Origin of the sequence: Natronomonas gomsonensis (assembly GCF_024300825.1) — an archaeon.
GTDB classification, from domain to species: Archaea; Halobacteriota; Halobacteria; order Halobacteriales; family Haloarculaceae; genus Natronomonas; species Natronomonas gomsonensis.
This window is the reverse complement of sequence record NZ_CP101323.1, coordinates 2,158,455-2,175,208: the sequence shown is the minus strand read 5'-3', so window position 1 is coordinate 2,175,208 and position 16,754 is coordinate 2,158,455. Positions and strand designations below refer to the sequence as shown.

Annotated in this window: 15 protein-coding genes; 9 read left to right on the top strand and 6 right to left on the bottom strand. The window is 66.1% G+C overall.

Annotated elements, in window-relative coordinates:
• The first annotated feature begins 39 nt into the window (after positions 1-39).
• Positions 40-2,655: a DNA mismatch repair protein MutS gene (gene mutS, locus NMP98_RS11645; RefSeq protein WP_254857805.1), complete on the top strand. Its 2,616-nt coding sequence runs from the start codon at positions 40-42 to the stop codon at positions 2,653-2,655.
• The gene (locus NMP98_RS11640; protein WP_254857802.1) at positions 2,631-4,004 is read left to right on the top strand and encodes a DolP-mannose mannosyltransferase; all 1,374 of its coding nucleotides are present in this window, start codon (positions 2,631-2,633) and stop codon (positions 4,002-4,004) included. The genes mutS and NMP98_RS11640 overlap by 25 nt, the downstream gene beginning before the upstream one ends.
• An 18-nt stretch (positions 4,005-4,022) precedes the next feature.
• Here the strand turns inward: NMP98_RS11640 and NMP98_RS11635 are convergent, their stop codons facing one another.
• Positions 4,023-4,472 (bottom strand): hypothetical protein, encoded by a 450-nt coding sequence (locus NMP98_RS11635; protein WP_254857800.1) that lies wholly within the window; start codon positions 4,470-4,472, stop codon positions 4,023-4,025.
• A 22-nt stretch (positions 4,473-4,494) separates the two neighbouring features.
• Positions 4,495-4,797 (bottom strand): putative quinol monooxygenase, encoded by a 303-nt coding sequence (locus NMP98_RS11630; RefSeq protein ID WP_254857799.1) that lies wholly within the window; start codon positions 4,795-4,797, stop codon positions 4,495-4,497.
• A 102-nt stretch (positions 4,798-4,899) separates the two neighbouring features.
• Between NMP98_RS11630 and NMP98_RS11625 the strand changes: the two genes are divergently transcribed.
• From NMP98_RS11625 to NMP98_RS11615, 3 genes are all read left to right on the top strand, one after another.
• Positions 4,900-5,535, top strand: a complete 636-nt coding sequence (locus NMP98_RS11625) for an IS6 family transposase (protein ID WP_254857797.1) — start codon at positions 4,900-4,902, stop codon at positions 5,533-5,535.
• 68 nt (positions 5,536-5,603) lie between these two features.
• Positions 5,604-7,592 (top strand): DNA mismatch repair endonuclease MutL, encoded by a 1,989-nt coding sequence (mutL, locus tag NMP98_RS11620; protein WP_254857795.1) that lies wholly within the window; start codon positions 5,604-5,606, stop codon positions 7,590-7,592.
• Between the two features lie 27 nt (positions 7,593-7,619).
• Positions 7,620-8,549: a PfkB family carbohydrate kinase gene (locus tag NMP98_RS11615; RefSeq protein WP_254857793.1), complete on the top strand. Its 930-nt coding sequence runs from the start codon at positions 7,620-7,622 to the stop codon at positions 8,547-8,549.
• A 3-nt stretch (positions 8,550-8,552) separates the two neighbouring features.
• On the opposite strand, the gene NMP98_RS11610 is transcribed toward NMP98_RS11615, so the two are convergent.
• Positions 8,553-10,037 carry an MATE family efflux transporter gene (locus NMP98_RS11610; protein ID WP_254857791.1) on the bottom strand — a complete coding sequence of 495 codons (1,485 nt, stop codon included), beginning with the start codon at positions 10,035-10,037 and terminating at the stop codon, positions 8,553-8,555.
• Complete coding sequence (locus NMP98_RS11605) at positions 10,034-10,621, bottom strand: TetR/AcrR family transcriptional regulator (RefSeq protein ID WP_254857789.1); 588 nt, start codon at positions 10,619-10,621, stop codon at positions 10,034-10,036. Before NMP98_RS11605 ends, NMP98_RS11610 begins: the two co-directional genes overlap by 4 nt.
• A 145-nt stretch (positions 10,622-10,766) precedes the next feature.
• Between NMP98_RS11605 and NMP98_RS11600 the strand changes: the two genes are divergently transcribed.
• The 3 genes from NMP98_RS11600 to NMP98_RS11590 all read left to right on the top strand — a co-directional run bounded on the left by NMP98_RS11600 (position 10,767) and on the right by NMP98_RS11590 (position 14,487).
• Entirely contained in the window at positions 10,767-11,939 is a 1,173-nt protein-coding gene (locus NMP98_RS11600; protein WP_254857787.1) for a hypothetical protein, read from the top strand.
• Between the two features lie 63 nt (positions 11,940-12,002).
• Positions 12,003-13,217, top strand: a complete 1,215-nt coding sequence (locus NMP98_RS11595) for a hypothetical protein (protein ID WP_254857785.1) — start codon at positions 12,003-12,005, stop codon at positions 13,215-13,217.
• 61 nt (positions 13,218-13,278) lie between these two features.
• Positions 13,279-14,487 carry a carboxypeptidase regulatory-like domain-containing protein gene (locus tag NMP98_RS11590; RefSeq protein ID WP_254857783.1) on the top strand — a complete coding sequence of 403 codons (1,209 nt, stop codon included), beginning with the start codon at positions 13,279-13,281 and terminating at the stop codon, positions 14,485-14,487.
• Between the two features lie 83 nt (positions 14,488-14,570).
• On the opposite strand, the gene NMP98_RS11585 is transcribed toward NMP98_RS11590, so the two are convergent.
• Positions 14,571-15,056 (bottom strand): hypothetical protein, encoded by a 486-nt coding sequence (locus tag NMP98_RS11585; protein WP_254857781.1) that lies wholly within the window; start codon positions 15,054-15,056, stop codon positions 14,571-14,573.
• 137 nt (positions 15,057-15,193) lie between these two features.
• On the opposite strand from NMP98_RS11585, the gene NMP98_RS11580 reads away from it, so the two are divergent.
• Entirely contained in the window at positions 15,194-16,543 is a 1,350-nt protein-coding gene (locus NMP98_RS11580; RefSeq protein WP_254857780.1) for an MFS transporter, read from the top strand.
• Here the strand turns inward: NMP98_RS11580 and NMP98_RS11575 are convergent.
• Entirely contained in the window at positions 16,540-16,728 is a 189-nt protein-coding gene (locus NMP98_RS11575; protein ID WP_254857778.1) for a DUF7333 family protein, read from the bottom strand. The two genes, NMP98_RS11580 and NMP98_RS11575, sit on opposite strands and share 4 nt — an antisense overlap.
• Positions 16,729-16,754: the final 26 nt, after the last annotated feature.

Here is a 16,754-nt window from a genome sequence, read left to right as displayed (position 1 = left end):
ACCCGTCACGTTTTAGCGGCCGGCCGTCACCCTTCCGATATGGCTTCCGGCATCGTCGGCGAGTTCTTCGCCCTCAAGGAGGAAAGCGAGGCCGACGTGCTCGCGATGCAGATGGGCGATTTTTACGAGTTCTTCGGCGAGGACGCCGAACTGGTCGGCGAGGAACTCGATTTGAAGGTCTCCGAGCGCTCCGCCGGCGGCGAGAACTACGCGATGGCCGGCGTCCCCGTCGACGACCTCACGCCGTATCTGAAGGCGCTCGTCGAACGGGGGTATCGCGTCGCCATCGCCGACCAACGCGAGGTCGACGACGACATCGTCCGCGAGGTTTCGCGGGTGGTCACGCCGGGGACGCTACTGGAGACCGACGACGGCGACGCCCAGTATCTCGCTACGGTCGTCTCGGCCGGCGACGAGTACGGCCTCGCCTTCTGTGACATCACGACCGGTGCGTTCCGGGCGACGGCCGTATCGGGTCCGGACGCCGCGAGTCGGGCGCTCACGGAACTGTACCGGTTCGCCCCCGTCGAGATACTCCCCGGTCCCGACGTGCGAAACGACGACGATTTCCTGGGTCGGCTTCGAGAACGCAGCGACGCCCGCCTGACGCTCCACGACACCGAGGCCTTCGCCCCCGGCCGCGCGAGACACACCCTCGGCAAGCAGTTCGGCGAGGCCGTTGAGTCGGTCGGTCTCGACAGCGACGCCGCGACGACCGCCGCCGGCGCCGCAATCGACTACGTCGCCGAAACTGGCGTCGGCGCTTTGGCGTCGGTCACTCGGCTGCAGTCGTACGCGCCCGACGACCACGTCGCCGTCGACGCGACGACCCAGCGCAACCTCGAACTCACCGAGACGATGACCGGCAACGGCCGGACGCTGTTCGAGACCCTCGACCACACCGAGACGAGTTCCGGCGGCCGTCTGCTCCGGGAGTGGCTCACCCGACCGTTACGACGGCAGGGCGAACTCCGCCGGCGGCAGTCGGCGGTGGCGGCGCTGGCCGACGACGCCCTCGTCAGAGAGGGATTGCGCGAGACGCTCGCCGACGCCTACGACCTCGAACGGGTCGCCTCGCGGGCGGTTTCCGGAAGCGCCGACGCCGACGCGCTGCTCCGGGCGCGGGCGACGCTCGAACTCCTCCCCGACCTGGCCTCGTCCATCGAGGAGTCGCCCCGACTGGCCGACTCACCGGTCGGCGACCTCCTTGCGGACATCGACCAGGAAGCCGTCGCCGACATCCGAGCGGAACTCGACGCGCTGGCCGACGACCCCCCGAAGACGCTCCACGAGGGCGGCCTCATCGAACGCGGCTACGACGATGACCTCGACGACTTGGTGGAACGCCACGAGCAGGCGGTCGAGTTCTTCGAGACGCTGGCGGACCGTGAAAAACAGCGCCACGGCCTCACGCATCTCACCGTCGGCCGCAACAAGACCGACGGCTACTACGTTCAGGTCGGCAAGAGCGAGGCCGATTCCGTGCCCGAACACTACGAGGGCATCAAGACGCTGAAGAACGCCGAGCGGTACGTCTTCGAGGAACTCCGCGAGAAGGAACGCGAAATCCTTCGCCTCGAAGAGGAACGCGGCGACCGCGAGTACGAGGCGTTCTGCCGACTCCGGGAGTCGGTCGCGAGCGAGGCCGACCTGCTCCAGCGAGTGGGACGGACGCTCGCGGAACTCGATGCCTTCTGCTCGCTCGCGACTCACGCCGCCAAACGGGGGTGGAGTCGCCCCGAGTTGACCGACGAGGGCGTTCTCTCCGTGGAGGCGGGCCGCCATCCGGTCGTCGAAACCGACGTGGAGTTCGTCCCCAACGACCTGTATCTCGACCGCGACCGTCGATTCCTGCTCGTGACCGGGCCGAACATGTCGGGCAAGTCGACGTACATGCGACAGGCGGCGCTCATCACGCTGCTCGCACAGGTGGGGTCGTTCGTCCCCGCCGACGCCGCGACGGTCGGTCTCGTCGACGGCATCTACACCCGCGTCGGCGCCTCCGACGAACTCGCACAGGGCCGTTCGACGTTCATGGTCGAGATGCAGGAACTGTCGAACATCCTCCACAGCGCGACCGAAGACTCGCTTGTCATCCTCGACGAGGTGGGCCGCGGCACCGCTACATACGACGGTATCTCCATCGCGTGGGCGGCCACCGAGTACCTCCACAACGAGGTCGGGGCGTTCACGCTGTTTGCGACCCACTACCACGAACTCACGACGCTGGCCGAGGAACTGCCACGCGTCGAGAACGTCCACGTCGCGGCGGCCGAACGCGACGGCGACGTAACCTTCCTGCGGACCATCGAAGAGGGGCCGACCGACCGCTCCTACGGCGTCCACGTCGCCGGCCTCGCGGGTGTCCCCGACCCCGTCGTCGACCGGGCGCGTGACGTACTCGACCGCCTGCGTTCGGAGCGCGCAATCGAGGCGAAAGGCGGTGGTGACGGTGGCGAACCGGTACAGGCCGTCTTCGATTTGGGCAGCGGCGACTTCAGAGGGGAGGCCACGTCGGACGGCGGCGACGAGCCCGAACTCCCACCGGGGACCGAATCGGTCCTTGAAGAGCTACGCGACACCGACGTAAACGAGGTGCCGCCAGTAGAACTGATGGCCCGAGTTCAGGAGTGGCAACAGCGATTGAACGACTGATGACCGAACCGGAACCGACCGGACGGCTTCGAGTACTCCACGACGGCGTCGAGGAGAACTGGTTCCGCAGTCTCGCGGTCGGGGCGGCCGTCGTCCTCGTCGTCGCGACGGTCGTGAAGTTCGCCGCCGACCCCTTCGAGGTGAACCGCGACTCGGCGCTGTTCCAACACGCCGGCTGGTACATCACGCAGGGCGCGACGCCGTACGTCGACTTCTGGGACCTCAAACCGCCGCTCATCTACGCGGTGACGACGCTGCTTGCCCTCCTTTCCGGCGGGAACATGGCAGTGTTGCACGTCCTGAGCGTATTCGTCGCCGTCGTCGCCGTCTGGTCCGGCGTGGTCGTGGTCGGCTTGCTCACCTACTGTCTCACCGACGACGGCTTCGCCGCCGTCGTCGCCGGGTTGACGATGTTCGTCATGCCGACGGTGTACGCCTTCCCCGCCTCCGGCATCCGGCCGAAGTACTTCGCGTTCTGCTTCGGCGCCGCGGCGCTGCTGTTCGCCGTCGAGGACCGCCCTGCTCTCGCCGGAGTCGCCGCGGCGACCAGCGCGGGTTTCTGGCAGTTGGGTGGGGGACTCGCGATACTGGTCGTCGCCATCGGCTTCCAGCGTGGCGGCTGGCAAGCAAGCGGCCGGACGGTCGCCGGCGGTCTCGCTGTCGCGGCCCTCGTCGTCGGACCGTTCGTCGCCGCCGGATTGGCCGTCCCGCTGTTCGTCGAAACCGTCATCGCGCCGGTGTACGGCGTCGAGGGATACACCGTTGCCGGCCGACTCCTCGCCGTCGTCGTCGAAATCGGTATCAGCGGTGTCGCCTTCGTCGCCGTCGGCGCCTCCGGGTGGCTCCGCGGACTCGCGGTCGACGGCCGACGGTACTGGTGGGTCGCGTTGGGCGGCGTCGGCTACACCGGACAAATCTTCCTCGAGATGCAGGGGGCAATCGAGTTGATACTGCTCTTCTCCTTCCTCTCGGTCGGCGTCGGGGTGCTCGTGGCTCACGCCGAGGTGCCGTCACGACGATGGCGAGTCGTCGCCGTCGTCGTCGTGTTGGCTTTCGCAGGCGGTTACTGGGCGGCCGCGCCGGTGACGCCGCTCAAGGACGACCTCGAAGAGACCCAAGCCGAACTGGACGGACCGAAATACGAAACGCTGCCGCCGATTCCGGAGGGTGCGCCGTCGATGCAGACGATTTACTGGGAGAAACAGCACCCAGAGATGTGTCACTACCGCTTCGGCGAGAAACAACGGGCGTTCGAGGCACAGATGGGCGGCGACCTAACGAAATCACAGTGTGGGCAGTGGCCCTTCGAGGACCCGCCGCGGGAGTGGTCGCTTGGAGGGTGGGTGTGAGCGGTTCCGGGTCGGAACTCACACCACGACGCTTTGAACGAAGCCGACGAACAGCACGCCGAAGCCCCCGATTTCGCCGACGACGAGCAGCCACATCGCGACGTTGACGACCCATGGCGGCAGTTCGCGCTCTCCGAGGCGGTGCGGTTCGCGGAACTGGTTGTCCGTATCCCGGAGCAGGCCGTGGACGACGTAACTGGCGACGGCGGCGGCGAAGAAGAACAGCGGGACACCCACCGCCGCGACCGTCACCGCCGCTCCGTAAGGGCTGAACGTCGCGAACTCGTAGATGACGAGCGCGGCGAAGGCGTACAGCAGCGACGCTCTGTGTGCGGTGTCGACGTAGAACGGGGCGTCGGCGTCCTCGGAGTGCCACATGTGTCGGTACTTCCAGACGCCTGTGAGAAGGCCGAAAAGCAGGAAGCCGCCGCTGCCGAGAAGTGCGAGCGTCGGGCCGGGCGCGAGCATACGCCGACTCCGGTCGCCTATCCTACATTAGTTGGGTCTTCGAATCCACGTCGTATCGGTACAACTCGGGTTCGCCGGCGAGGTGGGCGGCGATTTCCGCTTGGAACGATTCGAAGTGGTCGCTTCCCATGTGGGCGTCGACGGCGTCGCCGTCCTCGTACTGCTCGATGACGCGGACGGTGTTGGGCGCCTCGATGTCGGCCGTGACGCGGTAGTCGATGACGCCGTCCTCGGCGCGGGATTCGACGGCGAGTTCTTCGACGAGTTCGAGGGCGTCCTCGCGGCTATCCGGTGCGATGGGTAACCCCGCGTGCATCACTATCATACAGTCGGTCATCGGCGACCGTCGTGAAAAGCGTTCCCGGCCCGTGTGCGGTCGTGTTTAGTTAAGGATGAAGAGTGAGGCGTGGTGATTTTCTGAGTGTCTATGGCAGAAATCACACGCCTCAGCGGTTGTAGCGACTGGATCGAGTTAGATTTTGTGGAGCGAGAGCGGACACCGAGCGAGCTGATGAAGCTCGGTATTCGACTCCATCTGGCTGGTCTATCACTTTCGAATACCATTCGAGAACTTGAGAAGTTCGGTGTCGAACGGTCACGAAAAGCCGTTCACGATTGGGTGCAGAAAGCCGATCTACAGCCAGCCGACGATACCAGTCCGGATCACGTTGCGCTTGACGAAACGGTGATCCAAATCAACGGTCAGCAGTTTTGGCTGTACGCCGCTGTCGATCCAGAGACAAACAAATTCCTGCACGTACGGCTGTTTACGACCACTACAACTGCATTGACACAGCGATTTCTGCAGGAACTTCGTGAGAAACACGACGTCTCTGACGCCGTGTTTCTCGTCGATTACGCCAAACATTTAGCGGCAGCACTCCGCCGAGCAGGGCTCCGATTTCAGACGATCCGGCATGGAAATCGGAATGCTGTCGAACGTATCTTTAGAGAGATAAAACGACGAACTTCTTCGTTTAGTAATAGCTTTAGCCACGTGCAGCCGACGACGGCAGAAACATGGCTGCAAGCCTTCGCCGTCTGGTGGAATTCACTTAACTAAACACGATGCCGTGTGCGGAGCGCGGACATTTATGCCGCGGCGGCCGAAGGTGTCGATGAATCCGTTCGATGAGCCCCGACATCCGCGAACTCGACGACGACACGCGCGACAGAATCGCCGCCGGCGAGGTGGTCGAGCGCCCCGCCTCGGTCGTCAAGGAACTCCTCGAAAACGCCCTCGACGCCGGCGCCTCGCGAGTGACCGTCGGCGTCGAATCCGGCGGCAAAGAGCGCATCGTCGTCACCGACGACGGCGTCGGGATGTCGGAAGCCGAGGTGCGGAAGGCCGTCCGCGAACATACGACGAGCAAACTCCGCGACATCTCCGACCTCGATTCCATCGGAACGCTCGGCTTTCGGGGGGAGGCACTCCACGCCATCGGTTCGGTCGCTCGGCTGTGTATCCGGACGAAACCCCGCGGCGGGTCGCGGGGCACCGAACTCGTCGTCTCCGGCGGCGATGTCCAAGAGTGTGGCCCCGTCGGCTGTCCCGAAGGGACGACCGTCGAGGTGACCGACCTCTTCGGCAACGTTCCAGCCCGACGGAAGTACCTCAAGACCGACGCCACGGAGTTCGACCACGTCCAGTCGGTCGTTGCGGGCTACGGGCTGGCAAACCCCGCGGTGTCGGTGACGCTCGAACACGACGGCCGGGAATCGTTCTCGACGGCCGGCGACGGCGACCGACGGAGCGCGGTGATGGCGGTGTACGGCCGGGAGGTCGCCGCCTCGATGGTGCCGATAGCGGCCGACCACGACGACGGCGGCCCGCTGGCCGGCGTCGACGGACTAATCAGCCATCCCGAGACGAACCGCGCGGGCCGGGAGTACATGACCACGCTCGTCAACGGTCGGTACGTCACCGCGAGCACCGTCCGTGAGGCCGTCGTCGACGCCTACGGGACGCAGTTGGCGCCGGACCGCTATCCCTTCGCAGTCGTCGACATCGACGTGCCGCCGGGCGGCGTCGACGTGAACGTCCATCCGCGGAAACTCGAAGTATTGTTCGCCGACAGCGAGGGTGTCCGCCGGCAGGTCCGAGAGGCTGTCGAGGCGGCGCTGCTGGACGAGGGCCTGTTGCGCTCGTCGGCGCCGCGGGGCCGCTCGGCGCCCGAACAGACGGAGATTCCGGCGGGCGACGATGGCGACGGCGGCCGGGACGCCGACGCCGAATTGACCGACTCGGGACACCACACTCGACCGGAAGCGGGGGGTGGTTCCACACCCACCTCCGCTTCGCGTGGGAGCGATGTGGATGACGACAACGACAGTCGGCCGACACCCGCCTGGACCGGACCCGATTCGACAGATAGCGAGACGTCGACTGCGGACTCGGCGAACGACGGGAGCACCGCCGATACGGTCGACCGCCGGTTCCGCGACCGACCCACTCAGCGGACCTTCGACGGCGAGGAGACGCGGGGGGCCCCCGAGACGTTCGACCGACTCCCGTCGCTGTCGGTTTTGGGACAGTTCGACGACACCTACCTCGTCTGTGAGAGCGCCGACGGCCTGCTGTTGATCGACCAACACGCCGCCGACGAGCGGGTGAACTACGAGCGGTTGCGCGAGCGCTTCGCCGGCGACGTGACGACCCAGACGCTCGCCGACCCGGTCGAGTTGGCGGTCACCGCCCGGGAGGCGGCGCTTCTCGACGACCACAGCGAGGCGCTCGCCCGACTTGGGTTCCGGGTCCGTCGGGCCGACGACCGAACCGTCACGGTGACGACGGTGCCCGCGCTCCTCGCGGAGGAACTCGGCGCCGAGGCGGCCGAACTGGCCCGCGATTTGCTGGGCGAGTTCGTCGAGGGCGACCCGACGGGAACCGTCGAAGCCGTCGTCGACGACCTGCTGGGCGATTTGGCGTGTCACCCCTCCATCAAGGGCAACACCTCGCTGCGGGAGGGGACGGTCGCGGAGTTGCTCGCGGCCCTCGACGACTGTGAGAACCCCTACGCGTGCCCGCACGGCCGGCCGACGATTATCGAACTCCCGCGCGAGGAAATCGAGAACCGCTTCGAGCGGGACTACCCCGGCCACGGCGGCCGCCGGGACTGATTTGTATTCGGGCCGTGAGTCCCGACCATGGAACTCGTCACGCTGGGTGCGGCCGCGTTGGAACTCGCGCCGCCGGGGAGCGAACGGCTGGAAACGGCCCAAACGCTCGACGTGGGCGTCACCGGGCCGGAGTGCAACGCCGCGGCGGCGGCGGGCCGACTCGGCGCGGAACCGGTGTGGCTCTCGCGGCTTCCGGCGGGACCGCTCGGCGCCCGCGTCGAGGGCGAACTCCGGGGCCACGGCGTCGAAGTCGTCGCCGACACCGTCGCGGGTCGACAGGGGCTGACGTTCTTCGAGCGCGGCCGCACGCCGCGTCCGGACGCCCGCATCGACGACCTCGGGAACGCCGTCGTTGAGGGGTTGACGATGGACTCGATTCCGACCGACCGCGTGGAGGCCGCCGACACTGCCTACGTCACCGCCGCGACGCCACGGGCGTCGACGGGGTTGGCCGGTGCGACCGCGAAGTTCCTCAAGACTGCAAGCGATGCGGGCGCGAGGACGGCACTCGGCGTCTTGGACACCCGAGGGTGGCACGACCTCGACTCCGCACGGGAGACCCTCGAAGGGCTGTTGCCCGCCGTCGACGTGTTGGTCGGCACCGCAGACGCCGTCGAGGCCGTCTTCGACCGCGGCGGCGAACCCTCGAAAGTGACCCACGCCCTGGCGTCGTCTCACGACCTGGAGACGGTGGCGCTGTGTCGGGCATCCGACGCCACGGCGTGGCACGACTCGACGGTCCACGGCTTCGAGCGCCCCGATGTCGATTCGGTCGATTCGACCGGTGCCGTCGACGCCTTCGCCGGCGCTTTCCTCGCCGGTCTCGACGACGGCGTCAAGGCGGCGTTGCGCCGGGCCATCGCCGCCGACGCGCTGGTCAGGACGACGCCCGAGGCACTGCCGGCGTTTTCGAGCGACGAGGTCGGGGCCGTCGCGGAGACGCTCGACCGAACCTAACCGTCAGTCGTCGGCGACTTCCAGCCCGCCGGGGGCGTCCACGTCCTCGGGGTCGACGACGCTGCCGGTCCAGGTCCCGCGGAGGAACCACGCACCGGTCGTCAGCGCCGAGGCCACAAAGGAGATGGCGACGGCGTACCAGACGCCGACGACGCCCCACCCGAAGGCCGTCAGGAAGACGAAGGAAAGCGGGATGCGGAACAGCCACAACTCCTGGACGGAGAGCAACATCGCCGCCCTGGTCGACCCGGACCCCCGGAATCCGCCCAACACGACCTGAAACACCCCAAGGAAGACGTATGCGGGGCCGGCGATGCGGATGTAGGCTGCGCCGTACTCGATGACGGTTCCCGCGGCGTCGTCGCCGGGTGGGAGGAAGACGCCGGTGATGGACTCGGCGAAGGGGTAGGCGGCCGCGACGACGACGAAAAACGCCCCGGCGACGGTCGCGCTTGCGAGGAAGACGGCCCGCTTGGCACGGTCGGTGTGGCCGGCGCCGAGGTTCTGGCCGACGACGGTTTCGGTGCCGCGGGCGAAGCCGAGCGCCGGGAGGAACAGCAGCGACGCGAGGCGATTGACGATGCCGTAGGCGGCGACGGCGTCGTCGCCGGCCAGCGCGATGATGGCCGTCATCGCGGCGATGCCACCCGAGCGGAGCCCCTGTTCGGCGCCGATGGGGGCACCCACGTCGAGGATTTTCCCAACGGTTTCCCGCTGGAGCAGGAAGTCCGAAAGCTCCGGCGAGAGTCCCACGTCGCCGAACAGAAGCAGGTACAGCCCGATTACCGCCGGGAAGAAGCGCGCGATGACGGTGGCGATAGCCGCGCCCTTGACGCCGTAGCCCTCGAAGCCGGTCAGTGCGAACAGCGTCGTCTGGAGGGACTCGGTGCCCGTCCACGCGAACATCGGGTTGTCGACGAACCCCAAGACGAGAAACGGGTCCAAAGCGACGTTGAGCGCGACGCTGCCGGCCATGAGGTACAGCGGCGTCCTCGTGTCGCCCCACCCGCGCATGAGCGCATCGAAGATGAAGAACCAGAACATGAAGATGACCCCGAGGAAGACGACTCTGGTGTAGTCGGTGGCGTAGGTGTGGGCGGCGGTGCCGGGGGTCGCACCGACGATGGCGAGCAGATACGGCGCCGAGAGGTAGCCGGCGGCGGCGAAGACTATTGCGACGACGGAGACGAACGAGACGGTCTGTCCGGCGACGTGGTGTGACTGCCGGAAGTCGCCCGACCCCTTGTGTTGGGAGACAAGGACGGTTCCGGCGACGGTGAGGCCGCCGCCGACGCTCACCATCAGGAAGACGATGGCCCACGCGTACGACAGCGCGGCGACGGCGTCGGCGCCCAACTGGCCGACCCAGAAGGTGTCGGCGAGGTTGTAGCCGACCTGCAGGACCTGTGCGGCGACGATGGGGGCCGAGAGGACGACGAGCGGCTTGAACAGCTCGCCGTCCGTGACGTTGACTGACCGGTCTTTCACTCGACCACCAGCCAGCCGTCGATGAGGTCATCGACGAGCGCATCGTGGACGGCCTCGATGCTGTCGTCGTCGCCCAACGTGACCCACCGAATCCGGGCGCCCTGAATCGCCGCGAGAATGTGGGCGGCGGTCCGGCGGGCGTCGACCTCGCGGAACGCGCCGCTCTCGATGCCACGCTCGATGACCGCGGTCACGGTCGCGTGTACCTGTGCGTCGTTTTCGGCCAACTGCGCTCGGAAGGCGTCGTTGTGCGGCGCCTGCGCTCGGAGTTCCAACAGCGCGGTGTGGAACGCCCGGTGGTCGGCGCGCGCGCGGCCGTCGCCGAAGCAGAATATTTCGACCAAATCGACGAGTTGCTCGCGGGGGTCCTCGTCGGATGGCGAGACGCGCTCGTCGAACTTCTCGATGAGGTGTGCCAGCAGCGCGACCAGCAGGTCCTCCTTCGTGTCGAAGTGGTAGTGCAACAGCGATTTGCTGCAGTCGCACTCGTCGGCGATGTCCTGCATCGTCAGCGAGGCGTACCCGTGCTCACAGAGCGCCCGGTAGGTCGCCTCCATGATTCGGTCACGCGTCTCTTCAACCATTATTGACTGACTAGTCAGTCAGACACTTTAACGGTTGCGGCTCACGCCCGCAACGCCTCGCGTTCGGCCCGCAGCGGCCGTGGTAATATGACCCACGAATGGCCACGAAATTTATGCCACTGTCTCAACTCCCAACAAGTTGCCAATGAAATTCAGAGCAACACTACTGTCGGCGCTGTTGGTCGTCTCTCTCGTGGGGGCGGCCACCGCGCCCGCAGCAGCGACCCAGAGCGGCGAGGCCTACAGCGGGAGCCACGTTGAGTTCCAGACGCAGAACAGCGCAGTGACCGGCTATGCGGTCAACGACGCGGTCATCGTCGAGAACGTGAGCGTCCAGTCCTCGGAAGAGGCGCGCAGTCAGGCCGGCATCGGTGCCGACGCTGGACTGTCGACGGCGACGGAGTTCAGCGGTGCGGGGCTCCAACTCGCCTCCCAGACGAGTCTGAGCGCGACGGTCAGCGTCGAGAGCGGTGCGGCGATGCAGGCCCACGACAACTCCCGGGGTATCTTCCAGGTCCGCGCTGACGACGGCGCCCAGATGGTACACGCCAACCTCAGTAGCGACTCCGAAGCCGAATCCGAGAGCGACGAGCGCGTCGTCGTGACCAAGGAGGACGGCAGCCAGGGGACGTTCATCGTCGTCGGCGACGGTGAAGTCGTCGTCAACGAAGAGGGCAACGTCACCGCCGAAGTCGAGGAGGGCAGCCAACTCGTCTACCGGCAGTACGACGACGGCGAGCGCTCCGAGGACGACGAACAGAAAGAGCAGATGATTCAGAACGGCACCGCCACCGCCGAGGTGTACGTCGAGTCCGCCGCCGAGAGCGGACAGGACAGCGCCGAGGACGGTTCCGACGAGGGTGAAGAGGCCGCCGCGAGCGTCGTCGAGTACGGCCAGGACACCACCGTCGAGGTGACCAGTCGCAGCGAGAACACCATCAACATGACCGCCGAGCGCTCCCAAAGCGAGGGGAAGGTCGTCCTCGCGACGGTCTCCGACGAGGCCTTCTCCAGCGCCGAGGACGTCGAAGTCCTCGTCGACGGTGAAGCCGCCGCACAGGCAGACTCCTACAGCGAAGTCGAACAGGCCGCACAGGGCGGCGACAACTCGGCGTACTACGTCTCTCAGTCGTCGAGCGCCGAGGCGTCGACCGACGTCGCAATCGGTGTCAACCACTTCTCCGAGCGTGACGTGTCGATGCAGAGCGACGGCAGCGGCGACGACGGCGGCATGACCGGCGGCGACGGTGCCGGCTTCGGCGTCTTCGCGGCCGTGGCCGCCCTCGGTGTGGCCCTGCTGGCGACCCGCCGACTGTAACGCGGAGCCGAAACATTTCGTTCGGCCAAGAAGTTTATTTTCACGCGGTGATTTCCGCCTGATATGCGACATAGAGCAGTGGTGCTGTCGGCGCTGTTGGTCGTTTCCCTCGTGGGGGCGGCCGCCGCGCCTGCAGCGGCACAGTCTACCGATGCGGAAGGCGAAGCGTACGCTGGAAGCCACGTCCAGTTCACCACGACCGGCAGTGCCGTCTCGAACTACGCGGTCGGCGATGCGGTCATCGTCGAGAACATGAGCGTCCAGTCCTCGGAAGAGGCGCGCAGTCAGGCCGGTATCGGCCTCGACGTGGGTCTCTCGGCCGCGACTTCGATTGTCGGCTCGGCCGTCGAGACCCGAACCGAGGCCGACGCCAGCGTCCGTCTCGGCTTCGAGAGCGGCGCGGCGATGCAGGCCCACGACAACGCCCGGGGTATCTTTCAGGTGCGGGCCAACGACAGCGCCCAGATGGTGCAGGCGAACCTCTCGAACGACGCAGAGGCCGAAGCCGATGGTGAGGAGCGCGTCGTCGTGACGAAAGGTGACGGCAGCCAGGGGACGTTCATCGTCGTCGGTGACGGTGAGGTCGTCGTCAACGAGGAGGGCAACGTCACCGCCGAAGTCGAGGAGGGCAGCCAACTCGTCTACCGGCAGTACGACGACGGCGAGCGCTCCGAGGACGACGAACAACAAGAGCGGATGATTCAGAACGGCACCGCCACCGCCGAAGTGTACCTCCAGGAGTCGGCGGAGACGGGCGAAGAGGCCGGCGCGGCCACCGCCAGCGTCGTCGAGTACGGCCAAGACACCGCCGTCGAGGTCGAAAGCCAGAGCCGCGAGGAGGTCAACATGACCGTCGAGCGCACCCAGAGCCAAGGGAAAGTCGTGTTGACGAGCGTCTCCGAGTCCGTCTTCGACAACGCCGAGGACATCGAAGTGTTCGTCGACGGCGAGGCGGCCGCACAGGCCGACTCCTACAGCGCAGTCGAGCAGTCGGCGATGGAGGGCGACGAACCGCGCTACTACGTCTCTCAGTCCTCGAGCGCCGAAGCGACGGCGAACGTCGCCATCGGCATCGACCACTTCTCGGAACGCGCGGTGTCGATGCAGAGTGCCCAAGAGGACAGTTCCACGGCGACGGCGACGCCCGTCGAGGAGGAGGGAGACGGAACCGACACGCCGACGGAGCCGGAGGAAACCAGCGGTGATGGCGCCGGCTTCGGCGCGCTTGCGGCGCTTGCGGCGCTGGGGTCGGCACTCATCGCGGCCCGCCGGCTCTGACCTCTTAGTTCGTTTTCAACTCAGCCGGCGAAACTAAGTTCCAGCCCGCTGTTGTTATCGTATGCGAAATACGTTACGTGTTCTCATCGCACTGTCGATGGTAGGGTGGCTCCTCGCCGGCGCGGTCGGCGGAGCGGCCGCCCAATCGGGGTCACAGGTGACCCTGACCGTGTCGGTGGTCGACCAGGCCAACGACTCCGTCGGCGGTGCGACCATCACTGCGAGCTGGGAGGACGGCGAACGGACCGCGACGACGGCGAGCAACGGGCGAGCCTTCGTCGACGTTCCCGAAGACGAGACCGTCGAACTCGATGTCGAACACGAGGAGTACGTCCGGAACCACCCGCTCGTCATCGAGGAGGCGACCGAACGCGACGTGACGCTTCGCGTCTCCGAGAAGGGCAACGCGACGGTGACGGTGACCGACTCCCCCGACCGGGCCCTTCAGGACGCACGCGTCGAGTTCCGACGCGATGGCCGAACCGCCGCCGAGGGTTGGACCGACGAGGACGGCACGTTCTCGACGGACATCATCGAACAGGGCGAGTACAGCATCGCCGTCGTCAAGCCCGGTTACTTCCGGGAGACGAGCACCGAGGACGTCGGCGTCGACACGCCGGTGTCCTTCACTCTGGAGCGTGGCAGCGTCAACTTCGAAGTGAGCGTCGTCGACGACCACTTCGAAGACCCACAGTCCCTCGACGACGTCCGGGTCTCGGTCAACGCCGAGAACTTCGAGGCCAGCGTCAGCAGTTCCGGCGGCACCGCCTCGCTGTCGGTACCCGTCAACACCCGATACAACGTGACTGTGAGCAAGGACGGCTACGTCTCCTCTTCGCGCTCTCTCCGGGTGACCGAAGGCGCCCGCGAAATCGAGATGACGACCCAGCGGGTGCCGACGCTCACCGTCGAACCGCAGAACACCCGCGTCGTCGTCGGTGAGACGACCCGCGTCCGCGTCCTCAACGCCTACGGCGAACCCGTCGAGGGAGCGACCCTTCAGCGGAACAACGAGACTGTCGGCGAAACCGACGCCAACGGAGAACTCGTCGTGACAATCGACTCGGCAGGCGAACAGGAACTCGTCGCGACGAACGGCAGCGTCGCGTCGGCTCCAGCCGTCATCGAGGGGGTCGACCCCGACGCGACGGAGACGCCGGGGGACGCGACGGAGACGCCGACGGCCACTGAGGGCGCCGGTACGGGCTTCGGTGTCGGTGCCGGAATCGCCGCCCTGCTCGCGTTGGGCGTGCTGTTCCGCCGGCGCTGACCTGCCGTTTCACTTCGTCGACTCTGTAGAAGTTCTGTGTATTAGACACTATTTCCGGTGAACGGGCCGCTACATGGGACTGCTTATTGATTGATCGTCTTGGTCGTAATCGTTTTCAGGGTATAGGAGTCCTCCTCCTCGACAGTGTGCCGAACAATTACCTCCTTCGGTTGACGTGTGAACTCAACTTCTGCATTGTACGCTATTTTCCCCTCGCACTCGGGGACATCTGTGTTGGCTTGCGAGTCGGGTGGCCCAAAATCGATGCGAACCTCCATGTCCGCATTGTTTCGCTCCGGGTTCCCCTGGCCATTCTGGGCATCTACGTACAATTCTTCATCGATTCGAGGAACTGCGATGCTACCCGTCACTTCGAACTGTGTCCCATCGTCTGACTTGCTCGTTATCAGTGCCGATTCGTCCGGAGAATCGCTACACTCCCTGTCTTGGGCCTCAATATTGGTCGATGCAACTTCTGGTGTGATCAGCTGCGAGAAACCAGTTGAACAGCCTGCCAAACTTCCAATACCGGCTGTTCCGAGTAGTGAAAGGAGGGCTCTCCGACGCATATTTCAGCATTATTTCCACCTGATAAATACCTTCTCCCCTGCAATATCAGAGGCCTGTACTGACCTACCGGGAGTCTCAACCTATCACCTTTTGAGCATTTCAACAGAGCCATTTCGTCGGGGTTTCATAGGTCGGTATGGACGACGCCGACGGCGGCTTTCGGTCGCTTCTCAGGCAGTTCTTCGCGCTCGAACGCGACGTGCTCGTCCTCTCCGTTGCGATGTTCGCGTTCAGCCTCGGCTTTCAGATGACGAGTCGGTACGTTCCGCGGTACATGTCCGTTCTCGGGGCGGGTGCGGTCTCCATCGGCCTCTTCGGTACGTTCGGCAATCTCGTTTCGGCGGTGTATCCGTATCCCGGTGGGGCGCTGTCGGACCGCATCGGCTCTCGACTCGCCCTGACGCTGTTCGGGTTGGCCTCGACGGCCGGCTTCCTCGTGTGGCTGTTCGCCGAATCCTTCGGCACGCTCACCGTTCCGGCGGTCGGGACGACCGTCGAACTCGCCGGCTACCGAATCGTCGTCGGCTGGCTCGACCCCGCCGTGCTTCCGGTCGGCATCTTCCTCGGTCTCGTCTTCGCGCAGGCGTGGAAATCCCTCGGCTTGGGCGCGACGTTCGCCATCGTCAAGCAGGCTGTCGCCCCCGACCAGTTGGCGACGGGGTTTGCCAGCACCGAGACGTTCCGGCGGTCGGCGTTTCTGCTCGGGCCGCTTCTGGCGGCGGGCGTCCTCACCGTCTTCGCCTTCGAGACCGGCTTTCGCGTCGTTTTGGCCATCGTAGCGGCGTTCGGATTTGCCGCGACACTCCTCCAGTACATCCTCTATGATGCCTCCGAGGACACGCTGGGGAAGTCCTTCGGCGGCGTCTCGACGGTCATCGAGGACCTCCGGTCGATGCCGGCAGAACTCCGGCCGCTTCTGGTCGGCGACACCCTCGTCCGCTTCGCCAACGGGATGGTGTACGTGTTCTTCGTCATCGTCGTCACGGAGTTCCTCGAAGTCGGCGCCACGCTGCCCGTCGTCGGCCGCCTGTCGCCCGACGCCTACTTCGGCGTCCTGTTGGCCGTCGAGATGGCCGTCGCGTTGCTGGTGATGGTGTCCGTCTCGCGCCTCTCCCAGCGGGTCGGCCTCAAGCCCGTCGTCGCATTGGGCTTTGCCGTCTACGCCGTCTTCCCCGTCTTGCTCATCTACGCGCCGCCGAACGCCGCGGCCCTCGCGGCGTTGTTCGCGTTCTCGGGGCTCCGATTTGCGGGGTTGCCGGCGCACAAGGCGCTCGTCGTCGGACCGGCCGAGGCCGGAAGCGCCGGTCGCGTGACAGGCACGTACTACCTTCTCAGAAACGTCGTCGTCGTCCCTTCTGCGGCCATCGGCGGCGCTATCTACGCGTTCTCGCCGGAGACCGCCTTCGGGACGGCGACCGCAGTCGGTCTCTTCGGTCTCGCTCTCTTCGTCGCCTTCGGCGAGGAGTTCGAGGGGGCGGTGGCCTAAGCGGTTCGGAACTCACCGTGTTTGACGCCCAACCCGAACGCCAGCAGACCGAAGACGACCATCGACGGCGCGACCATCATCAGCGTCGTCCGAAGCGGCATCATGCCGCCGCCGACGAGGCCCGCGATGCCGACGACGATGACCGCGAGCAGTACGCCGAGACTGACCGGTAGGCTGAACTCCATGTTCGTCGATACGGGTCTGGGGCCGA